15 protein-coding genes are annotated in these 18133 nt (G+C 62.5%); 4 read left to right on the forward strand and 11 right to left on the reverse strand.

The genetic code is table 11. The features are described from left to right. Nucleotides 1–71: 71 nt before the first annotated feature. The gene (locus ACFY9W_RS07740) at nt 72–3002 is read right to left on the reverse strand and encodes an aminotransferase (protein ID WP_391128250.1); all 2931 of its coding nucleotides are present in this window, start codon (nt 3000–3002) and stop codon (nt 72–74) included. A 192-nt stretch (nt 3003–3194) separates the two neighbouring features. Between ACFY9W_RS07740 and ACFY9W_RS07745 the strand changes: the two genes are divergently transcribed. After that, nucleotides 3195–4358, forward strand: a complete 1164-nt coding sequence (locus tag ACFY9W_RS07745) for an ATP-binding protein (protein ID WP_391127995.1) — start codon at nt 3195–3197, stop codon at nt 4356–4358. Nucleotides 4359–4369: 11 nt separating this feature from the next. Here the strand turns inward: ACFY9W_RS07745 and ACFY9W_RS07750 are convergent, their stop codons facing one another. Further along, complete coding sequence (locus tag ACFY9W_RS07750; protein ID WP_391127998.1) at nt 4370–4753, reverse strand: MerR family transcriptional regulator; 384 nt, start codon at nt 4751–4753, stop codon at nt 4370–4372. An 83-nt stretch (nt 4754–4836) separates the two neighbouring features. On the opposite strand from ACFY9W_RS07750, the gene ACFY9W_RS07755 reads away from it, so the two are divergent. Then, nucleotides 4837–5274: a hypothetical protein gene (locus tag ACFY9W_RS07755; protein WP_391128001.1), complete on the forward strand. Its 438-nt coding sequence runs from the start codon at nt 4837–4839 to the stop codon at nt 5272–5274. Nucleotides 5275–5595: 321 nt separating this feature from the next. On the opposite strand, the gene ACFY9W_RS07760 is transcribed toward ACFY9W_RS07755, so the two are convergent. The 9 genes from ACFY9W_RS07760 to gloB all read right to left on the reverse strand — a co-directional run bounded on the left by ACFY9W_RS07760 (nt 5596) and on the right by gloB (nt 16763). Next, a complete protein-coding gene (locus ACFY9W_RS07760; RefSeq protein ID WP_391128003.1) occupies nt 5596–5859 on the reverse strand; it encodes a DUF3077 domain-containing protein in 264 nt (87 codons plus the stop codon). Between the two features lie 156 nt (nt 5860–6015). Beyond that, nucleotides 6016–6258, reverse strand: a complete 243-nt coding sequence (locus ACFY9W_RS07765; RefSeq protein WP_391128006.1) for a hypothetical protein — start codon at nt 6256–6258, stop codon at nt 6016–6018. A gap of 584 nt (nt 6259–6842) precedes the next feature. Further along, nucleotides 6843–8474: a dipeptide ABC transporter ATP-binding protein gene (locus ACFY9W_RS07770; protein ID WP_391128008.1), complete on the reverse strand. Its 1632-nt coding sequence runs from the start codon at nt 8472–8474 to the stop codon at nt 6843–6845. A gap of 1 nt (nt 8475) precedes the next feature. After that, nucleotides 8476–9495, reverse strand: coding sequence for an ABC transporter permease (locus tag ACFY9W_RS07775; RefSeq protein WP_201199712.1), 1020 nt, complete (start codon nt 9493–9495; stop codon nt 8476–8478). Nucleotide 9496: 1 nt separating this feature from the next. Then, the gene (locus tag ACFY9W_RS07780) at nt 9497–10570 is read right to left on the reverse strand and encodes a microcin C ABC transporter permease YejB (protein WP_027608722.1); all 1074 of its coding nucleotides are present in this window, start codon (nt 10568–10570) and stop codon (nt 9497–9499) included. Between the two features lies 1 nt (nt 10571). After that, complete coding sequence (locus ACFY9W_RS07785) at nt 10572–12407, reverse strand: ABC transporter substrate-binding protein (protein ID WP_391128012.1); 1836 nt, start codon at nt 12405–12407, stop codon at nt 10572–10574. After that, entirely contained in the window at nt 12404–14233 is a 1830-nt protein-coding gene (locus ACFY9W_RS07790; protein WP_391128015.1) for an ABC transporter substrate-binding protein, read from the reverse strand. Before ACFY9W_RS07790 ends, ACFY9W_RS07785 begins: the two co-directional genes overlap by 4 nt. A 219-nt stretch (nt 14234–14452) precedes the next feature. Continuing rightward, the gene (locus ACFY9W_RS07795) at nt 14453–15883 is read right to left on the reverse strand and encodes a transglycosylase SLT domain-containing protein (protein WP_391128019.1); all 1431 of its coding nucleotides are present in this window, start codon (nt 15881–15883) and stop codon (nt 14453–14455) included. A 100-nt stretch (nt 15884–15983) separates the two neighbouring features. Beyond that, nucleotides 15984–16763, reverse strand: a complete 780-nt coding sequence (gene gloB, locus ACFY9W_RS07800) for a hydroxyacylglutathione hydrolase (RefSeq protein ID WP_391128021.1) — start codon at nt 16761–16763, stop codon at nt 15984–15986. Between the two features lie 85 nt (nt 16764–16848). Between gloB and ACFY9W_RS07805 the strand changes: the two genes are divergently transcribed. After that, entirely contained in the window at nt 16849–17622 is a 774-nt protein-coding gene (locus tag ACFY9W_RS07805) for a methyltransferase domain-containing protein (RefSeq protein WP_391128024.1), read from the forward strand. Between the two features lie 13 nt (nt 17623–17635). Next, the gene (rnhA, locus tag ACFY9W_RS07810) at nt 17636–18082 is read left to right on the forward strand and encodes a ribonuclease HI (RefSeq protein WP_176682204.1); all 447 of its coding nucleotides are present in this window, start codon (nt 17636–17638) and stop codon (nt 18080–18082) included. Nucleotides 18083–18133 lie beyond the last annotated feature (51 nt).

An 18133-nucleotide genomic window follows, 5' to 3' on the forward strand; every position in this document is an offset into this window, starting at 1 on the left:
CAGAAAACCTGATAACGAGGGAGCATCGAGGCCGAAAAGTATGAACACCCAACGGCCTACGCCACAATCCCCTACAGCCCTTCGCCCAGCACCCGGTCAATGCTGTCGACAAAATAGTCCACGCTCGCCCGGGTGGTGCACATTGGCGGCTTGATCTTGAGGATGTTCAGGTAGTCGCCGGTGGGTTGCATGAAGATACCCAGCTCACGCAGGCGGTCGCACAGGGCCATGGTTTCCTCTGTGGCCGGCTCCAGGGTTTCGCGGTCGCGCACCAGTTCCAGCCCCAGGTAGAAGCCCGACCCATGTGCCGCGCCAGCCAGCGGATGCTTGTCGACCAGTGCTTGCAGGCGTGCCTTGAAGTAGCGCCCGGTGTCGCGGGCGTTGTTCCACAGGCCTTCTTCCTGCATGACGTCCAGCACCGCCATGCCGATGCGGCAACTGACCGGGCTGCCACCGGCCGATGAGAAGAAATAACCCTCGGCCTCCAGCGCTTCGGCAATTTCGCGGCGGGTGATGACCACGCCCAGTGGTTGGCCATTGCCCATGCCCTTGGCCATGGTGATGATGTCGGGCACCACGTCTTGCTCTTCGAAGCCCCAGAAGTATTCGCCCAGGCGGCCATAACCCACCTGCACCTCGTCGGCGATGCACACGCCACCACGGGCGCGGACCTTGGCGTAGGCATCGCGCAGGTAGCCCGCTGGCAACGAAATGCCGCCAGCGTTGCCGTACACGGGCTCGCAGATGATGCCCGCGAGTTGGCGGCCACGGGCATCGAGGTCGGCCAGCTTGGCATCGACGTCACGCAGGTAGTCAGCCGCGCTGTCGGCACCGCGGAATCGGCCGCGGAAGGTGTTCGGCGCCTCGACCGGGTGTACCCAGTCCGGGCGGGTTTCAAGGGCTTGCGGGTTGTCGGCAATCGACGTGGAGATGGCGTCGGTGGCCACCGACCAGCCGTGGTAGGCCTCCAGCACGCTCAGCAGGTCGCGCCCGCCGCTGTAGGCCCAGGCCAGGCGAATGGCCAGGTCATTGGCCTCGGTGCCGCTGTTGACCATGAACACCCGGTCGAACCCTTCAGGTGCCAGATCGATCAGGCGTTCGGAGAACTCGGTGATGGCCGCGTAGTGGAAGCGCGAGTTGGTGTTCAGCAGCGACCACTGGCGCGCCGACTCGGCGACCATGCGCGGGTGGCCGTGGCCCAGCACTGCGACGTTGTTGAGCATGTCCAGGTACGAGCGGCCCTGCATGTCGATCAGGTAGTTGCGCCAGCCGCGTTCGATGTGCGGTGGCTGCGCGTAGTAGTGCTTCTGCGAACGGGCGAAACTGGCGTCGCGGCGGGCCAGCAGGGCTTGTGGGTCGGGCAGCGGGTCGGCATCGCAGTCCAGGCCCAGCAGCGCGGCTGGCGACGGGCACAGGGCCAGCCAGGCATCGGCTTGGGACGGGGTGGCGAAGAAGGGTGGCTGGATGCTGAGGTCCAGGCACAGCTGTACGCTGAGGAAACCGCAGCTATTGCCAAGCGACTGGCCCTTTGCCACGGGCTGCCCATCGGCGGGGGCATCTTCCAGGCCCTGCAGCCACAAGGCCCAGTGCGCGGTTCGCAGGCAACCGCGGCCGTCACCATGGCGCTGCCAGGTGCCAGCTTCTGGCGCTTGCACCTGGCTGCCGTTGGGTACATGCAGCTCAACGCCCAGGGCGCAGGTAGCGGGCTCTTCGGGCCGGTCGATATGGGTTTGCGACAGGCGATACTGCCCGTGCAGGGTGCAGGCCGGGGCCGTTTGCGAGGTCAGCAGGCGCTGGTCAAAACCGGGTTGCTCCCAATTGCCCGCTTCGCAATGGATGCTGAGTACACCCAGGTCCACCCGTGTTACAGCCTGCCCGGCCAGCTCGGGTAGCAGGAGGGCGCACCGGTTCAAGTCTGGAACGTGCAGTTGCAAGCCTGCCGCTTGCAGGATGGCGGCCTCCATCAGCGCGAAAGGCACGGCGGTGGCAGTGTCGAAGATTTCCCATTCATGGGCCACGTTGTCGCGGGTGTACTGGTTGCCGGGGTCCACGGCCAGTTGCTGCGCGCTGCTCAACACCAGTACCGCAGCGCGGTTGATCACCAGTGGCCACAGGGCGCGTAGCTCGGCCTCGGTCAGCGGGTTGAGCACCTGGTAGGCGCTGATCGCCGGCAGGATGCGCAGCGGGTTGCCCTCGGCGTGGTGCAGCAAGGCTGCGCAGGTCACTGACAGGTCGGCAATGCGCCAGGTACGCAGCAGGTCGCCGAAGTCGATCACACCTTGCAGTTGCCACTGGCGCTGGGCATCCCGAGCCCAGACGGTGTTGTCGTCGGTGATGTCCAGGTGCACGGGCTGGATTGGCAGTTGGTCAACCAGCGGCGACAGGCGCACGCAGGCCTGGCGAGTGGCGTTTTCGATACGGGCGCGTTGCCCGCTGTCGTGCAGCACCGGCAACAGGTGGTCGATCAGCGCCTGGGCATGTTGTGGGTCCCATTGCAGGGTGCGCACAAGGCCGGGGTGATCGAAGTCGACCAGCGCTCTGTCCAGCTTCGCACAGAGCCCGCCCAGTTCAGCCATCAGGCGTGGTTCCAGGTGTTTGAGGCGGGTCAACGGTTGGCCTTCGATGTAGTCGAGCAGGCGCAGGCGCAGGGGTTGACCGTCGATGTCCAGTGCCAGCAAGCCCTCGCCGTTGCCGGCGTGGCGCACGGCGGGTACCGGCAAGCCCAGTTCGCGCAGGTAGGCCAGTGCGGCGTGCTGTGCTTCCAGCTCAAGCCGGGCATAGCTGCCGTGGCAGGCCTTGAGCACATAGCGGCCTTGGGGTGCGTCCACGCGGTAGTTCAGGTCCTGCTGGCTACCCAGCGCCGTCAGGTCACCGTCGAGACCATAGTGCGCCTGCAATACAGCGTGTGCCTGGGTTTCGCTGAGTGAGGGGCTGGGCAGGCCGGAACGGCTGATCAGCGTGGTCAGGGCAGGGGAAGCGGACGGGTGCTGTGGGCTGGATATGAGGCTCTACCGTTGCTGCTGGGAGTGGACGGAGGAGAATTTATGCCCGATCTGGCTGATGATGAAAGACGATTGTTGTCAGTAAAATTGATTACAGCCCGCTTCATCGTGTCTGCATGGCAGTGCGCGTGACTTTACATAAAATTATTCTCTGCCAATAATTATTGGTATTCAATAATTCTGGATAAAACCATGTTGGATCTATTTCCGCGCCGCGAACTGGCTGCCGACATGGCCAGGCAGCTGTTGAAACCGTCTGCTCTGGATATCGGGCTGCGATCCGGTTTGTTCTTTTCGGGGCTGCGCCGCACTGGCAAAACCACGTTCCTGAAAAACGACTTGATCCCTGCATTGGAGGAAATGGGTGCGCTGGTGATCTACGTCGATCTCTGGAGCGATACTCAGACCAGTCCTGTGGCACTTGTCCTTGCAGCGGTACGTAAAGCCCTTGCTGATCTGCAGCACCCAGGCTCGGCGTTCTTGCAGAAACTGAAAACCTTGCGGGGTGCGGCAGTCGAAATGGCCGGGCTCAAGTTTGGATTCAACCTCGATTCCTTGGGCACTGAGGGTGGCGTGACGCTGGCAGAGGCGCTGACTGAAGTCGTCGACCAAGCCCGGACGGACGTCGTGCTGGTTATCGATGAGGTACAGCAAGCGATTACCACCGAGGACGGGCAGCAGATGATGCTGGCGTTGAAGGCTGCACGTGATGCCATCAACCCGCGACCTGACACACCGGGGCATTTCCTGTTTATCGGTACCGGCTCTCACCGGGCGATGGTCAACGAATTGACCGCTCGACGTAACCAGGCTTTTGCTGGCGCTACCAACGTGCCCTATCCGGTACTGGGCAGGGATTATGTCGAATTCTGGCTCAAGCGGCTGGCGAATGACGGGCTGGACAACTTACCGTCGCTGGATGTTGCTGCGCTCGCATTCAAAACGCTGGGTAGCAGGCCAGAGGAGTTCATTCGTGCACTTCGTCAGTTGATCCATTCGCCTGCGTCGGGTGCTGGGCCGGATGATTTGCTGCCAGTCATCGCAGCCACTTTGCGTTCGGCTGCTGCCGACCTGGAACTGATGAAGGTAGAAGAGCTGGGCGTTTTGGCTGAAGCGATTTTCGCCCGGATTGCATCGGCTGAAGGTGACGTGCGTGGGGTGTTTTCCAATGAAGCGGCAGCCGAATACTCGAAAGTCGTGGGGCGCGAAGTTCGGGTTGAAGAGATACAGCCGGTTGCCAACGAGTTACTGGCAGCCAACCTGATCATGCGCCGCGGGCATGGGGTCTACGGGGTGACTGACCCCTTCGTGCAGGAAATCTGGCGTGAGCGGCAGGATCTGTTGAGGCGCCTTTGAGTCCCGCACTGCTACCGCGAGCTGGGTGCCTGAGGTTCGACATGAGCTGACCGCAACGGGCAGGCCAGCGTCAACCGCTGCATCAACGTCGCTCTTAACAGCTGCAACTCCTCAAGCCGTTGCTCAACCAGTGCCAGCTTGTCGCGGAGTAATTCCTCCACTGCGCGGTCCGGCTCGGCGGACTGCCACAGTTGCTCCACGTTGCTGCCAATTTCGTTCAGGCTGAAGCCCAGGCGCTGTGCTGTGCGGATGAACATCACCAACTGCGCGGTTTCATCCGGGTAGTCGCGGTAGCCGTTGGCCAACCTGCGGGCCCGAATCAGCCCTCGCTCTTCATAGAAACGCAGGGTGTCACGGCTGATGCCACACACCTGGGCGAGCTCACCTATACGCACGGTCTTATCCTTGTTCGGGCTTGACCTTGGAGCATACTCCACGGTTTAGCCTGCTGCCTTCGTTGATTGGGAGGGCAGTGAACATGTGGAGTAACACGCAGTATCGCAAGCTGGTGCGCGCCAGCGGCATCTACGACCTGGTCGTTACCATCGGCTTTGCGACGCCGTGGAGTTTTGCCCTGTTGCATGGGTGGTTGAGCGGGTTGAATGGCACGCTTGGGCTGGCAGGTGGGATACCAGTGTTTGAACCGATGCACATGATGATGGCCAACCTGATGGGGTCGATCGTGTGCGTGTGGGCGTGGTTGCGGATTCGGCATCCGGAGCAGCTGTTTGGTCGTTACGATGCGGCGGGGAGGGTACTGTTTTCAACGTGGCAGGTGTATGCGCTGCTCAATGGGGCTTCAGCGTTGATCTGGGGTGTGCTGGTGATGGAGGTGCTGTGGGCGATTGCCCAGTCGGCACCTGTATCACGGGCACACGCTAGCCCTGTGGATGCAACTGTATTGCGCGAAACCTGAGGGCTGACGCGATCACTGTGGGAGCGGGCAAGCCCGCGAAGCAGGCGATGCGATGGATGGCACCGGCCATGCCGGTGTTCGCGGGCACGCCCGCTCCCACAGTGATTGCGCTACCGGGTCATGCGTTTGCGTGTTTCCTTGTCGAGTGCGTGCCGCAAGGAGGCCAGGAATGGAATGGCATCGGTGTAGCGGCGGCCATATTCCAGGTTGAACGCATAGTCGAATCCCGGTGGGTTTTCGCCTTTCGCATAGGCGTAGGTTGCCCGGAGAGTGGCTGGCTTTCGAAGGGCGCCTACCAGTTGATCCCGGGCAACCACATGCTCAGCGCATCATGCCCAGTTCGGCGTCATCCATCAGTGCATTGGCCATTGCGCTCAGGTAGTGCGCAGCCCAGATCATCATCGGTTTCTCGTCCATCAGGCCGGTGATGGTCAGTTCGCGGACGTAGCCCATCAGCTCCGAAGATTGCTCGCGGGCGTCTCTGCACGGGATGCCGGGTTCGATGCGGAACAGTGGGTGGGTGCCGTTTTCGCCTTGGCAGAAGGTGGTTTTGCCGACGGTGAAGTGGGTGTCTTCTGTGGTCATTGTTGTATCCCCTGAAAATTCTCGACTGCCTGGGCTGGCCCTTTCGCGGGCAAGCCCGCTCCCACAGGATCACCACAGGCTTCAAGGCTTGCAGAGTACCTGTGGGAGCGGGCGTGCCCGCGAAGAGGCCAGCCCAGGCAACACATCAATCAAGCCTCAGTGCGAAGTCCGAGGCTCCGCAGGCATCTGTACCTGAGCCAACGCCGACTCAAGCAAAGCCCGCAGCGCCTCAAGTTCATGCATTGAGGTCATCATCAGGATCGAGGCCGGTGATTTGGGTTGCAGCAGCAAGGCCTGATGCACCACGGTGGCTGCGCATAGCGCGTAGTCGGTGGCCTGGATCAGGGTGTCTTCGAGGGAATGGGGGGTGTGGGGTGGATCGGGGACAATCTTCAACATCGCATAGTACCTTTGATGGGGCTGCCCCTTCCTGCTGTCAAACAGTTGGGTGGCAGCTGTACATGGGTTGACAGACCGGCGGACTATGCAAGTTCCGGCGCACGCAAGCGTGCCCCAAGTACAGCCGCCATAACAGGCAAGCCGTACGCATAATACCGTTACGGCCTGTCAAAGCCGTGTCGTTGATGAGCAACGACAGACCGAGACTAGAGCCCTGCCAGAGCAGCCGCAACGGAAAATACGCGGCAGGAGTATGTTTGGGAAATGGCCTACAGGGAAGGGGTTAAATCTGACATGCAGGGCGTTCTGCACCCGATTGCATCAGGGCCGCGAGGTGCCTGCCTTGGTTTTTGCGGTGTTGCGTAGATCGAGCGCCGCCCGCGCGGCGCATCGCGAGCAAGCTCGCTCCTACATTTGTTTCGGGCCAGTTAATCCTGAGGCAGACGCGCGCGGCCCCTTGGCGTCCACCTCGAAATCGTGTCGAACAAACAAGGCGGTCGCGCGCATTGGCACAGGCGATACTGGCCCGAGACAAATGTAGGAGCGAGCTTGCTCGCGATGCGCCGCGCGGGCGGCGCTCGATCTCAAGGGCGATGCAAGGCTTCAGACGAACCAGCCTCAACCTCCAAAAACGCCGCCTCCAGCAATTGCCGCGTATACGGATGCTGCGGCGCATGAAAGATCGCCTGCGCATCCCCTTGCTCCACCACATGCCCATGCTTGATCACCATCAACTGGTGACTCAACGCCTTCACCACCGCAAGGTCATGGCTGATGAACAGGTACGTCAGGTTGTACTTCTGCTGCAAATTACGCAGCAACTCCACCACCTGCCGTTGCACCGTACGGTCCAGCGCGGACGTAGGCTCATCCAGCAGAATCAGCGCAGGCTTCAATACCAGCGCCCGTGCAATCGCGATGCGCTGGCGCTGTCCACCCGAGAACTCATGCGGATAGCGATGCCGCGTACGCGGGTCCAGCCCCACTTCCTCCAGTGCCGCAACAATCGCCGCTTCCTGCTCTTGCGCGGTACCAATGCCGTGAATGCGTAACCCTTCACCCACAATGTCTGCCACGCACATGCGCGGGCTCAGGCTGCCGAACGGGTCCTGGAACACCACCTGCATTTCCCGCCGCAGCGGCCGTACTGCCTTCTGGTTCAGCCCTTGCAGGTTCTGCCCGTGGAAGTGGATGCCGCCCTGACTGGAAATCAAGCGCAGGATCGCCAAGCCGAGCGTCGACTTGCCCGACCCGGACTCGCCAACAATGCCCAGCGTTTGCCCCTGCGGCAGGCTGAAGTTGACCCCGTCCACCGCCTTTACATGGTCAACCGTGCGCCGCAGCAGCCCCTTCTTGATCGGGAACCACACCTTGAGGTCATCCACCTCAAGCAGCGGCGCGCCCACCGGGTTATGCGCCGGCAGCCCGCTGGGCTCGGCATTGATCAGCATCTGCGTGTAGTGGTGCTGTGGGGCGTTGAACAACGTGGCGCATTCGGCCTGCTCCACGATCTTCCCACGCTGCATCACGCATACGCGGTGGGCGATGCGGCGCACCAGGTTCAGGTCATGGCTGATCAGCAACAGCGCCATGCCCAGGCGCGCTTGCAGTTCCTTGAGCAGGTCGAGGATCTTCAACTGCACGGTCACGTCCAGCGCCGTGGTCGGTTCGTCGGCAATCAGCAATTCAGGCTCGTTGGCCAGCGCCATGGCAATCATCACCCGCTGGCGTTGCCCGCCCGACAGCTCGTGGGGCAGGGCCTTCAAACGCTTTTGCGGTTCGGGTATGCCGACCAGCTCCAGCAGCTCCAGGGTTCGCTCAGTTGCTTCCTTGCCGGTCAGGCCCTTGTGCAGCAACAGGATTTCGTTGATTTGCTTTTCGATGCAGTGCAGCGGGTTGAGCGAGGTCATCGGCTCCTGGAAGATCATCGCGATGCGGTTGCCGCGAATGCGCTGCAGGGTCTTCTCGTTCTGCTGCAGCAGGTCTTTGCCTTCGTAGCGGATGCTGCCGCTGGGGTGGCGGGCCAGTGGGTAGGGCAGCAGGCGCAGGATCGAGTGCGCGGTGACCGACTTGCCCGAGCCACTTTCACCCACCAGCGCCAGCGTTTCACCCTTGCGGATGTCAAAGCTGATACCGTCCACCACCCGGTTCACCTGGTCCCCGGTCACGAATTCCACAGCCAGGTCCCGCACTTCGATCAGGTTCTGTTCACTCATGTCACTTCCTCGGGTCGAAGGCATCGCGGGCGGATTCGCCGATGAACACCAGCAGGCTCAGCATCAGCGCCAGCACGGCAAAGGCGCTGATGCCCAGCCACGGGGCCTGCAGGTTGGACTTGCCCTGGGCTACCAGCTCGCCCAGCGACGGCGAGCCGGCGGGCAGGCCGAAGCCGAGGAAGTCCAGGGCGGTGAGGGTGCCGATGGCGCCGGTGAGAATGAACGGCATGAAGGTCATGGTCGAGATCATGGCGTTGGGCAGGATGTGCCGGTACATGATCGCGCCGTTGCGCATGCCCAAGGCGCGGGCGGCGCGCACGTATTCCAGGTTGCGCCCGCGCAGGAATTCGGCGCGTACCACGTCCACCAGGCTCATCCACGAGAACAGCAGCATGATGCCCAGCAACCACCAGAAGTTGGGCTGCACGAAGCTGGCGAGGATGATCAACAGGTACAGCACCGGCAGGCCGGACCAGATCTCCAGAAAGCGTTGCCCGGCCAGGTCGACCCAGCCGCCGTAGAAGCCCTGCAAGGCGCCAGCGATAACGCCGACGATGGAGCTGGCCACAGTCAGCGTGAGGGCAAACAGCACCGAAATGCGGAAGCCGTAGATCACCCGCGCCAGTACGTCGCGGCCCTGGTCGTCGGTGCCCAGCCAGTTGTCCGCCGAGGGCGGCGCTGGCGCGGGCACGCGCAGGTCGTAGTTGATGCTCTGGTAGCTGAAGGGGATGGGCGCCCACAGCACGAAGCTGTCTTTCTTTGCCAGCAGTTCGCGGATGTACGGGCTCTTGTAGTTGGCTTCCAGCGGGAATTCACCGCCGAAGGTGGTTTCGGGGTAGCGCTTGAACGCGGGGAAGTACCACTCGCCGTCGTAACGCACGGCAATCGGCTTGTCGTTGGCGATCAGCTCGGCACCCAGGCTCAGGCCGAACAGGATCAGGAACAGCCACAGCGACCACCAGCCACGGCGGTTGGCCTTGAAGCGCTCGAAGCGCCGGCGGTTGAGGGGGGACAAGGCCATGTCAGTGCTCCCGGCTGGCGAAGTCGATGCGTGGATCGACCAGGGTGTAGGTCAGGTCGCCGATCAGTTTCACCACCAGCCCCAGCAGGGTGAAGATGAACAGGGTGCCGAAGACCACCGGGTAGTCGCGGTTGATGGCTGCCTCGAAACTCATCAGGCCCAGGCCGTCGAGGCTGAAGATCACCTCGATCAGCAAGGAGCCGGTGAAGAAAATGCCGATGAAGGCGGATGGGAAGCCGGCGATTACCAGCAGCATGGCGTTGCGGAACACATGGCCATACAGCACCCTTGGCCGGCTCAGGCCTTTGGCCTTGGCGGTGACCACGTACTGTTTGTTGATTTCGTCGAGGAAGCTGTTCTTGGTCAGCAGGGTCATGGTGGCGAAGTTGCCGATGACCAGCGCGGTAATCGGCAACACCAGGTGCCAGAAGTAGTCCAGCACTTTACCGGTGGTGCTCAGCTCGTCGAAGTTGTTGGAGGTGAGGCCACGCAGCGGGAACCAGTCGAAGTAGCTGCCGCCGGCGAACAGCACGATCAGCAGGATGGCGAACAGGAACGCCGGGATGGCATAGCCGACGATGATTGCCGAACTGGTCCACACGTCGAAGTGGCTGCCGTGGCGCACCGCCTTGGCGATGCCCAGCGGGATCGAGATCAGGTACATGATCAGCGTGCTCCACAGCCCCAGCGAGATCGACACTGGCATTTTCTCGATAATCAGGTCGACGACCTTGGCATCGCGGAAGAAACTGTCGCCGAAGTCCAGCCGGGCGTAGTTCTTGATCATGATCCACAAGCGTTCGGGCGGCGACTTGTCGAAGCCGTACATGCGTTCGATTTCGGCGATCAGTGCCGGGTCCAGGCCTTGGGCACCACGGTAGTTGGAACCGGCAACGGACACTTCGGCGCCGCCACCGGCAATGCGGCTGGTGGCACCTTCGAAACCTTCGAGCTTGGCGATCATCTGCTCGACCGGGCCGCCGGGGGCAGCCTGGACGATGATGAAGTTGATGATCAGGATGCCGAACAGGGTCGGGATGATCAGCAGCAGGCGGCGCAGGATGTAGGCCAGCATCTTAGTTGGCCTCGTCCGCAGGGGTTTCGCTGACCGCCGGGGTTACCCCGGGCTTGATCCACCAGGTGTCGATGCCGATATCGTACTTGGGCGACAGGCTCGGGTGGCCGATGTGGTTCCAGTAGGCCACGCGCCAGGTCTTGATGTGCCAGTTGGGGATCACGTAGTAGCCCCACAGCAGCACGCGGTCGAGGGCGCGGCAATGGTCGACCAGGCTCTGGCGCGAGTCGGCGTTGATCAGCTGTTCCACCAGCTGGTCGATGGCCGGGTCGCGCAGGCCGATGAAGTTGCGGCTGCCGGGGTTGTCGGCGGCGGCGCTGGACCAGAACTCGCGCTGCTCGTTGCCCGGCGAGTTGGACTGCGGGTAACCGCCGACGATCATGTCGTAGTCACGTGAGCGCAGGCGGGTGATGTACTGGGAAACGTCCACCCGGCGGATGTTCAGGTCGATGCCGAGGTCGGCAAGGTTGCGCTTGAATGGCAGCAGGATGCGTTCGAACTCGGTTTGTGCCAGCAGGAACTCGATGCTTACCGGTTTACCCTGGGCGTCGACCATCTTGTCGTCGACAATCTTCCAGCCAGCCTCCTGCAACAGCTTGTAGGCCTGGCGCTGCTGCTCGCGGATCATGCCGCTGCCGTCGCTGACCGGGTTCTTGAAGGGCTCGGAGAACACCTGCTCAGGGACTTTGCCGCGCAGCGGTTCGAGGATTTTCAACTCGTTCGGGCTGGGCAGGCCGTGGGCGGCCATTTCCGAGTTGTCGAAGTAGCTGCCGGTGCGGGTGTAGGCGCCGTTGAACAGCTGCTTGTTGGTCCACTCATAGTCCAGCAGCAGGCTCAGGGCCTGGCGCACACGCACGTCCTGGAACACCGGGCGGCGGATATTGAAGATAAAACCCTGCATGCCGGTAGGGTTGCCATTGGGCAGCTCTTCCTTGATCAGGCGGCCGTCGCGCACGGCGGGTACGTTGTAGGCGGTGGCCCAGTTCTTGGCGCTGACTTCCAGCGCATAGTCGAAGGCGCCGGCCTTGAGTGCCTCCAGGGCGACGGTGGTGTCGCGGTAGGAGTCGAAGGTCATGGCATCGAAGTTATAGAACCCGCGGTTGATCGGCAGGTCCTTGGCCCAGTAGTCCTTGACCCGCTCGTAGCGCACCGAGCGCCCGGCCTTCACCTCGGCGACCTTGTAAGGCCCGCTACCCAGCGGGATCTCCAGGTTGCCGCGGTTGAAGTCGCGATTTTCGTACCAGTGTTTGGGCAGTACGGGTAGCTGGCCGAGAATCAACGGCAGCTCGCGGTTACCCTTGTGCTTGAACGTGAACAACACCTTGAGCGGGTCTTCGGCGACCACCTCGGCGACGTCGGCATAGTACTGGCGGTACAGCGGCGCACCGTCCTTGATCAGGGCATTGAAGGTGAACACCACATCTTCGGCGCGCATCGGGTGGCCGTCATGAAAGCGTGCCTCTGGGCGCAGGTAGAAGCGCACCCAGCTATTGTCGGGGGCCTTTTCGATCTTGCCGGCGACGAGGCCGTATTCGGTGAAAGGCTCGTCCTGGCTCTGGCGCATCAGGGTGTCGTAGATGATGCTGATGTTCTCGGCCGACACGCCTTTGTTGATGAACGGGTTGAGGCTGTCGAACCCGCCGAAGCTGGACTGGCGGAAGGTGCCGCCCTTGGGCGCATCCGGGTTGACGTAGTCGAAGTGCTTGAAGTTGGCTGGGTACTTGGGTGGCTCGTCGTACAGGGTGAGCGCGTGTTGCGGTGCGGCCAGGGCGGGAAGGCTCAGGCAGGCGAGCAACAGGCTGTCTGCCAGCCGGCGCAATGGGTGCGTTGGCGTCATTGGGCTTTCTCCGAAGTCTTGATCCACCAGCTGTTCAGCCCCAGGGTGTAGGGCGGCGTGGTGACGAAGGCGAACCGGTTGCGGTAGGCCAGGCGATGATTGTCGAGGTACCAGTTGGGGATCATGTAGTACTGCCATGAAAGCACGCGGTCCAGGGCGCGGGCGGCGGCGACCTGGTCGTCGCGGGTGCGCGCAGCCAGCAGCGTGTCGAGCAGGTGGTCGACCACCGGGTCCCTGACCCCAGCATAGTTCTTGCTGCCCTTGGTGGCGGCCTGGCTGGAATGGAAGTACAGCCACTGTTCGAGGCCGGGGCTCAAGGTCTGGTTCAGGGTCATCAGAATCATGTCGAAATCGAACTGGTCCAGGCGTTGTTTGTACTGGGCACGGTCCACGGTACGCAAGCGCGCATCGATGCCGATGCTGGACAGATTTTCGACATAAGGTTGCAGGATGCGTTCAAGGTTGGGGTTTACCAGCAGCAACTCCATGCGCAGCTGCTGGCCCTTGCTGTCGACCAGGCGCTGGCCATTCAGCTTCCAGCCAGCTTCGGCAAGCAGGCCCAGGGCCTGGCGCAGGGTCTGGCGGCTGATGCCACTGCCATCGGTCTGGCTGACCTTGTAGGGCTCGCTGAACAGTCTGGCCGGCAGCTGGTCGCGCAGCGGGGCCAGCAGCAGCCATTCCTTGCCGGTGGGCAGGCCGCTGGCGGCGAATTCGCTGTTGGGGTAGTAACTGGTCGAGCGGCGGTAGGCGCTGCTGAACAGCGCGCGGTTGGTCCACTCGAAGTCGAGCATCAGCCCCAGCGCCTGGCGTACCCGTGGGTCGCTGAAGGTGGCCCTGCGGCTGTTCATGAACAGGCCCTGGGTTTGCGTCGGGATCTGGTGCGGGATCTGTGCCTTGATCACCTCGCCACGGCGCACCGCCGGGAAGTTGTAGCCGTTGGCCCAGTTCTTGGCCTGGTGCTCGATATAGATGTCGAATTCGCCGGCTTTGAAGGCTTCGAAAGCTACCGTGGCATCGCGGTAGAACTCGTATTCCACGCGCTTGAAGTTGTACTTGCCACGGTTGACTGCCAGGTCCTTGCCCCAGTAGTTCTTGACCCTTTCGAACACCAGCCGGCGACCGGGCTGAACGTCGGTGATGCGGTAGGGGCCGCTGCCCAGTGGTGGCTCGAAGGTGGTGGCCTTGAAGTCGCGCTTTTGCCAGTAGTGCTTGGGCAGCACCGGCATCTCGCCCAGGCGCAGGATCAGCAGGGGGTTGCCGGCGCGCTTGAACACGAAGCGGATGCGCAGCGGCCCGAGGATGTCCACCCGTTGCACTTCCTGCAGGTTGGTGCGGTAGATCGGGTGGCCGTCCTTGAGCAGCGTCCGGTAGGAGAAGGCCACGTCAGCCGAGGTGATCGGCTGGCCGTCATGCCAGCGGGCTTCCGGGCGCAGGTTGAACACCACCCAGCTGCGGTCTTCGCTGTATTCCACCGAACGGGCTATCAGGCCATAGCTGGAGGTCGGCTCGTCACCGGACGGGTCGTACTGGCCGGTGCCAACCATCAGCGGCTCGTTCAGCTCGCTGATGCCGTACTGCTGGAAATTAGGTGTGGTGATCGGGCTCGACCCCTTGAAGGTGTAGGGGTTGAGGGTGTCGAAAGTGCCAAAAGCCATGGCCCGCAAGGTACCGCCCTTGGGCGCTTGCGGGTTGACCCAGTCGAAATGGGTGAATGTGGCTGGGTACTTGAGCGTGCCGAACTGCGCGTATCCGTGGCTTTCGCTCACCATCGCGGCTGCGGGAAAGCTCAAGGCCAGGCTGAGTGACAGCAGGAGGGGACGTATCAAGTCGGCATCCGATCCAGAGGCGTTGGGCTTTGATCGGGGTACAGTAACAGCTTGGTGGGGTTGGAAAAAGAGTGCCGCCCTGAGGATTGCAAGGGGCTGCTTTGCAGCCCATCGCCGGCAAGCCAGCTCCCACCCCGACCGCACCGACTTCAAGGCATATGCAGTACCTGTGGGAGCTGGCTTGCCGGCGATGGGGCGCGCAGCGGCCCCGGGATCAAATCAATGCCCGAGGTATACGGTCAGGGTCTGCCCTGGCTTGAGGGCATGGCCGCTGCGTGGGTTCCAGCGCTTGAGGTGCTTCATTTCCACGTTGAAGCGCTTGGCCACCAGGTACAGCGAATCACCTTTGCGAACCTTGTATTGGGTAGAGCGCTGTGCAGAGGCCGCCACTCGATTGCCGGCAGCGCTTGGTGCATTGCCACCGCGCAGGGCCAGGACCTGGCCGGCGCGCAGGCTGTTGCCGGACAGGCGGTTCCAGCGTTTGATGTCCTTGACCGACACGCGGTTGGCCTTGGCAATGGCGCCCAGGTTGTCGCCGCGTTTTACCCGATAGCTGCGGGCGGCCACGGGGGCCTTGGTTTCGGCGACGGCACGGGCGAACACAGCCTTGTTCGGTTGCAGGGCGACAAGTTGCTCGGGCTTGAGGTTGGACAGGCTGTCGCTGAGCAGCTGCGCCTTGGCGGTGGGCACCAGCAGTTGCTTGGGGCCATCCACGGTCATGCGCTTCTTGAAGGCCGGGTTGAGCTGGATCAGTTCGTCTTCGTCGATGTTGGCAAAGGCTGCCACCCGCGACAGGTCGAGGCGATCATTGATGGCCACCGCTTCAAAGTAAGGCTCATTGGCAATCGGGTTGAGGTTAACGCCATAGGCTTCAGGCGTGGACACCACCTGCGACAGCGCCAGCAGCTTGGGCACGTAGTCACGGGTTTCCTGCGGAAGCGGCAGGTTCCAGTAATCGGTCGGCAGGCCAAGCTTCTCGTTGCGCTCGATGGCCCGGCTGACAGTCCCTTCGCCGGCGTTGTAGGCCGCCAGGGCCAGCAGCCAGTCGCCGTTGAACATGTCGTGCAGGCGGGTCAGGTAGTCCAGTGCTGCATTGGTCGACGCGGTGATATCGCGGCGGCCATCGTAGAAATTGGTCTGTCGCAGGTTGAAGTGGCGACCTGTCGCTGGCATGAATTGCCACATGCCCGCAGCGCTGGCGCGTGAATAGGCCATCGGGTTGTAGGCGCTTTCGATGGCTGGCAGCAGCGCCAGCTCCAGCGGCATGTCGCGCTCTTCCAGACGCTCGACAATATAGTGCAGGTAGAGGCTGCCGCGTTCGCCGGCGCTTTCAATAAAAGTCGGGTTACTGGCGAACCACAGGCGCTGCTGTTCGATACGCGGGTTGACGTCGATGCTGTCTTGCAGGGCGAAGCCCTGGCGCATGCGCTCCCAGACATCCTGCGGCGCCTGCTCGGCCGGTTTGACCAGCAGCGGCGAAGGTTTGTGCTTGATCCGCGCCTGGTAGTTGTGCGCGCGAACGCTATCGGATTCGTCGAGCTGACGGGTGCTCTGGCAGCCCACCAGGGTGGCGGCCAGGGCCAGCGCACTGATTTGGGCCAGGCGCGTCAGGGCGACGGAATGAGAGGTTCTGCGGCTACGGGAAGACATCGGCTGACACAGGTATCCGGGCGAAAAATTTCGGCGATTCTAGAAACCGCTCCGGGCCTGGTCAACCTTTGACCATTGATTGCGATATATCTTGCGGTTATCAGAAGGTGTCCTTCCAAGACCTCAAGGCAGCAAAAACAGTGACCTGCGAGTCGTTTGGATGTCCCTTCCATTCGTCTGCTTTTTGTTTAACTAATGTTTCAGCGGTACGCAGGAAGGGGTTGGTCAGGCGTTCCAGGCCAATGGTTGATGGCAAGGTGATGCGATTGTCGGCGCGCAAACGGGTAACGTCCTCGAACCGCTGCAGAACGTGCGGATTACCCGGTTCCACTGCCTTGGCAAAACGCAGGTTGCTGAGGGTGTATTCGTGGGCACAGTACACTTCGGTTTCGGCGGGTAGCGCCGCCAGGCGGGCGAGGGCCGGTTGCATCTGTTCGGGTGTACCCTCGAACATACGACCGCACCCGGCGGCGAACAGGGTATCGCCGCTGAACAGTACGGGTGTTGCTGGCTGGTCGCTGAAGTAAGCGATATGCCCCAGGGTGTGGCCAGGCACGGCCAGCACCTGGAAGGTTACGCCCAGCACGGTGACCTGGTCGCCTTCGTCCAGTGCGTGGTCGCGGCAGGGAATACGCTCGTTGGCCGGGCCCCACACCCGTGCGTTGGTCAGTTGCCTGAGGCGTTCCACGCCACCGACATGGTCGTTGTGATGGTGGGTAATCAAAATGTCGCTGAGTACCCACCCGGGGTTGGCCGCCAGCCAGCGTTCCACCGGGCCGGCGTCACCCGGGTCGACCACCGCGCAGTGGCGTTTGGCAGTATCCTGTAACAACCAGATGTAGTTGTCGGAGAAAGCGGGGAGAGCATCGATCTGTATCATGGTGCGGATCCGATTCGCCTAGCGTGGCACATGAGGGCATCTTAGCCGCGATGGCGCGGTGCGAGAACCTTCGAGGGAGAGCGCAATGACCGACCAAGCCTTTGCCCAGGCCGACCCGGACTGGGTCAAGCTGATCAGCCTGGCCCGTGAGTGGTTCAACGGCCCACTCGGCCAACTGATGCTCAAGGAAGAGGAAAAACTGCTGGAAGAAGAGCTGGGGCGCTTCTTCGGTGGCTACCTCGTGCATTACGGGCCCTGTGCCGAGCCGCCACCGAGCGCGCCACAGGTGCAGCGCAATGTGCGCCTGGGCGCGCCGTTGCCGGGGGTGGAGATTGTCTGCGAGGAGCAGGCATGGCCGCTGAGCGAACACGCCGCCGATGTAGTGGTGCTGCAGCATGGCCTGGACTTCTGCCTGTCGCCCCATGGCCTGCTGCGCGAGGCCGCCAGCGCCGTGCGCCCGGGCGGGCATTTGCTGATCGTGGGTATCAACCCGTGGAGCAGTTGGGGCATGCGCCATTTCTTCAGCCATGGCGCCTTGCGCAAGGCCCGTTGCATCTCGCCGTCGCGGGTGGGTGACTGGCTCAACCTGCTGGGCTTCGCGCTGGAGAAACGCCGCTTCGGGTGCTATCGTCCGCCGCTTGCCTCACCGGCTTGGCAGCAACGCCTGGAGGGCTGGGAGCGGCTGGCCGGTGGCTGGCAAAGCTCGGGTGGCGGCGTGTACCTGCTGGTGGCGCGCAAGATGGTGGTTGGCCTGCGGCCGCTGCGCCAGGAGCGCCGCGAACCGATGGGCAAGCTGCTGCCACTGCCACTGGCCAAGGTCAACCGCACTGCGGCCAACCCGGATACTGAAAAGCACTGAACATGAGTGGTACATGAGCGAAAGCATCGAGATGTTTACCGATGGTGCCTGCAAGGGCAACCCGGGCCCGGGTGGTTGGGGCGTCCTGATGATCTACAAGGGCGTCGAGAAGGAACTGTGGGGCGGCGAACGCGAAACCACCAACAACCGCATGGAACTGATGGCTGCGATCCAGGGGTTGATGGCGCTGAAGCGCGAATGCGAGGTGGTGTTGACCACCGACTCGCAGTACGTGATGAAGGGCATCAACGAATGGATGGTCAACTGGAAGAAGCGCGGCTGGAAGACCGCTGCCAAGGAGCCGGTGAAAAACGCCGACCTGTGGCAGCAGCTGGATGAGCAGGTCAACCGCCACAAGGTGACCTGGAAGTGGGTGCGCGGCCACATCGGCCACCCTGGCAACGAACGCGCCGACCAGCTGGCCAACCGCGGGGTCGATGAGGTGCGCGCCCAGCGTTGAGCTGGGGTACAATCGCGGCCTTTGTAACTGATGCAAGTTGGAGCGCCCCGC

Origin of the sequence: Pseudomonas sp. NPDC008258, assembly GCF_042956345.1 — a bacterium.
In the GTDB taxonomy this organism is placed as follows: Bacteria; Pseudomonadota; Gammaproteobacteria; order Pseudomonadales; family Pseudomonadaceae; genus Aquipseudomonas.